This is a genomic window from Fibrobacter sp. (assembly GCF_017545445.1).
Classification (GTDB): Bacteria; Fibrobacterota; Fibrobacteria; order Fibrobacterales; family Fibrobacteraceae; genus Fibrobacter.
Map to the genome: position 1 here is coordinate 1 of NZ_JAFWOM010000006.1, position 2467 is coordinate 2467.

General features: G+C 37.4%; 4 protein-coding genes. All 4 read right to left on the reverse strand.

From position 1 onward, the window contains the following. Nucleotides 1-14: 14 nt before the first annotated feature. Complete coding sequence (locus tag IKG78_RS00450) at nucleotides 15-614, reverse strand: master DNA invertase Mpi family serine-type recombinase (protein WP_290938022.1); 600 nt, start codon at nucleotides 612-614, stop codon at nucleotides 15-17. 39 nt (nucleotides 615-653) lie between these two features. Next, nucleotides 654-884 (reverse strand): hypothetical protein, encoded by a 231-nt coding sequence (locus tag IKG78_RS00455; RefSeq protein ID WP_290938024.1) that lies wholly within the window; start codon nucleotides 882-884, stop codon nucleotides 654-656. A 101-nt stretch (nucleotides 885-985) separates the two neighbouring features. Continuing rightward, complete coding sequence (locus IKG78_RS00460) at nucleotides 986-1885, reverse strand: hypothetical protein (RefSeq protein WP_290938026.1); 900 nt, start codon at nucleotides 1883-1885, stop codon at nucleotides 986-988. A gap of 106 nt (nucleotides 1886-1991) precedes the next feature. Then, nucleotides 1992-2378 carry a hypothetical protein gene (locus IKG78_RS00465; protein WP_290938028.1) on the reverse strand — a complete coding sequence of 129 codons (387 nt, stop codon included), beginning with the start codon at nucleotides 2376-2378 and terminating at the stop codon, nucleotides 1992-1994. Between the last annotated feature and the right edge of the window lie 89 nt (nucleotides 2379-2467).

Sequence of the window (2467 nt, forward strand, 5' to 3'; positions counted from 1 at the left end):
AAACGCTCCTTTAATTACTTCATTTTTCCTAAAAATCTTGCAAGCGTATTTCTATCGACATTGTAATGCTTGGCGATTTTTCTTTGGCTCATTCCGTGAGCAAGAAGCTTGTTGATTTCCTCTTTTTTCCCGAATAACTTGTGTTTTTCAGGGCTAGTCTTTCGACCTTTTGGTCGTCCCAAAACAACGCCCTCCTTTCGTCGCAAATTGAGGGCTTCTTTTGTTCGTTGGCTTATCAGATTGCGTTCTATTTCCGCACTTAGTCCAAATGCAAATGCGAGAACTTTGCTTTGAATATCTTCTCCTAACCTGTAATTGTCTTTGATTGTCCAGACTTTGCATTCTTTATTCATACAGATATTGAGAATGTCCATTATCATAAATAAGTTCCTCCCGAGACGACTTAATTCTGCACAGATGATTAGGTCGTCTTTTTTTACCATATTCAAAAGGTTGCCTAGTTTCCTTTTGTCAATCTTTTTTGTTCCGCTTATTGTTTCTTCAATCCACCCGTCAACTTTTAAATTGTTTTTACGGCAAAAGTTGCTTATTTCAAATCGCTGGTTTTCGACAGTCTGTTTATCGGTGCTTACTCGAATATAGCCATAAATCATTTCTTTACCTCATAAAAATGTTTATGGCAAATTTGGTTTTTATTCGGTTTGTTTAAGACGATATTTTTTTAGGACCTTTTCTATTTCATCTACAATGGGTTGCGCATTTTCTCTTTTGTTTCTATTTTGCATCTTCTTTTCTTCATCAAGATGTAATAAAAGCTCAGAAACCGTACTGTGGATGTAATAAAGTAATTTTTTGTCGTTTTTCTCTATTGCTCGGGGCATATTTGCGATTGCGGATTTGAGGTTCGACATTTTGAGGAACATTTGTTAATCTCCATTCTGGATGTAATATGGGGGGGAAGTTTTAACATAAAAAAAGTGCAACAAATCTGTTGCACATTTATATCGTTTTCTTGCCAAAAGTTCTACATATAGTCTTTAACAATATCCTCTATAATTTTTTCGTTTTCGGGAATTGAATCTGTCATGAAAAATTTACTGCCCATTTTCTTTATGCAGCTCACTCTTGCTGGTTTATACGCTTCATCAAATATCCTTCTCTTTTCCTCATCCGTTTCGACCTCGTTAAATTTTTCTTTTATTCTTTCGAAAGTTTTATCTGCATCTTCTTTCAAAGAAATATCCGCTAATAATTTGAAATGTTTTTCACTTGATATGAAATCATAGCGGAAGTTGTCTATATATTCTTGAGGGATTTTTAAAGCTATGAGTTCATCATGGTTTTGTTCAAACCAATCTTTACTTACCTGATTGATGAGGGTATTTGCTTTGTCTAAATCGCCGTCTGCAAGGAAAGATTTGTAAAATGCGTCATATGATATTACAAGATTGGGGACAAGTATTTCAGAATATGAGCCGACAAAACAGTTTGCTGGCGCAGCTCTTGTGGGACTAAAACTTCGTATGAATGCGGCTCCAATGCATACAGCTAGGGTGACAAAAAGATTGTTTTTTGTTTGGATGTTAATTCTTCGAAGAAAATATCCAAGGTCTCTCCAAGATATAAGCCTGTTTTTATCTTTGAGATTTAAATAATAATCTGTTGTAGATAGGCATTCTTCACAGCCGTGCATCTCAAAATGAATGATTGGATGCTTTTCACGGCTTTCAGATTCAATTTTTAACAGGTAATCATAAATATCTTCTTTTGCGTTAAGTTTTACATAAATAATTTCTTCGGGCCTAATTGATAAGCCTGGAGTATTTTTTAGCTCGTCGGCTAATTTTTTCCCTGTTTCTGGGTCTCCTGGTGCCAATGATTCTATAATGTACATCACGTCGTGTGTCATAGTTCTTTGCGTCATAATTATCCTTTTCAATTACTGATTTTGTAGAGCATGTCGAAGATTCGTTGGAAATTCTGCATCTGTTCTCTCTTTTCGGCGTAAAAGATACAAAAAAGGAGGCGCCTCACTTGACAGCTTCTGCAATTCGCAAGCAATCGCAGCCGTTCTCGCCGTTTCGCTTTTGTTCGCTGTGCAAAACGCTGCAAGCGTTCCGCAGCTTTAAGCCACAGAACTCTCCGCCAAAGGCGCCAAATGGGCGTACGCGAAGCTGCACGCCTGCGGGGGGGCTAATTTCCGCTTTTGGCGTAATTGACATAAAATGACAAAATAATTTTTTATTTTTTCCGCTGCTCAAGTCGGGACGGAAAAAATCCCCTTCGATATCTATATCGCCCTCAAGCTCATTTCCTTTTTTTACCGCGCTGTCGCGTGAGTTGAGTATGAGGTTTTTATATATCAATATCTCCACAATTAGGGAGTGAGTCCTACTCATACTCCTACTGTTAATCATTCTCCTATTACTACTACTGATATAATAGGGTTGCAAGTTTTTGTCGCGACTTGAACCCGTTTGTTATGCCTGGGTTCAAGCGTTTGCAA

Excerpts from the sequence above, each read along its gene's own strand:
- IKG78_RS00455 (WP_290938024.1), bottom strand. The coding sequence starts at position 884 with ATGTTCCTCAAAATGTCGAACCTCAAATCCGCAATCGCAAATATGCCC.
- IKG78_RS00450 (WP_290938022.1), bottom strand. The coding sequence starts at position 614 with ATGATTTATGGCTATATTCGAGTAAGCACCGATAAACAGACTGTCGAA.
- IKG78_RS00465 (WP_290938028.1), bottom strand. The coding sequence starts at position 2,378 with ATGATTAACAGTAGGAGTATGAGTAGGACTCACTCCCTAATTGTGGAG.
- IKG78_RS00460 (WP_290938026.1), bottom strand. The coding sequence starts at position 1,885 with ATGACGCAAAGAACTATGACACACGACGTGATGTACATTATAGAATCA.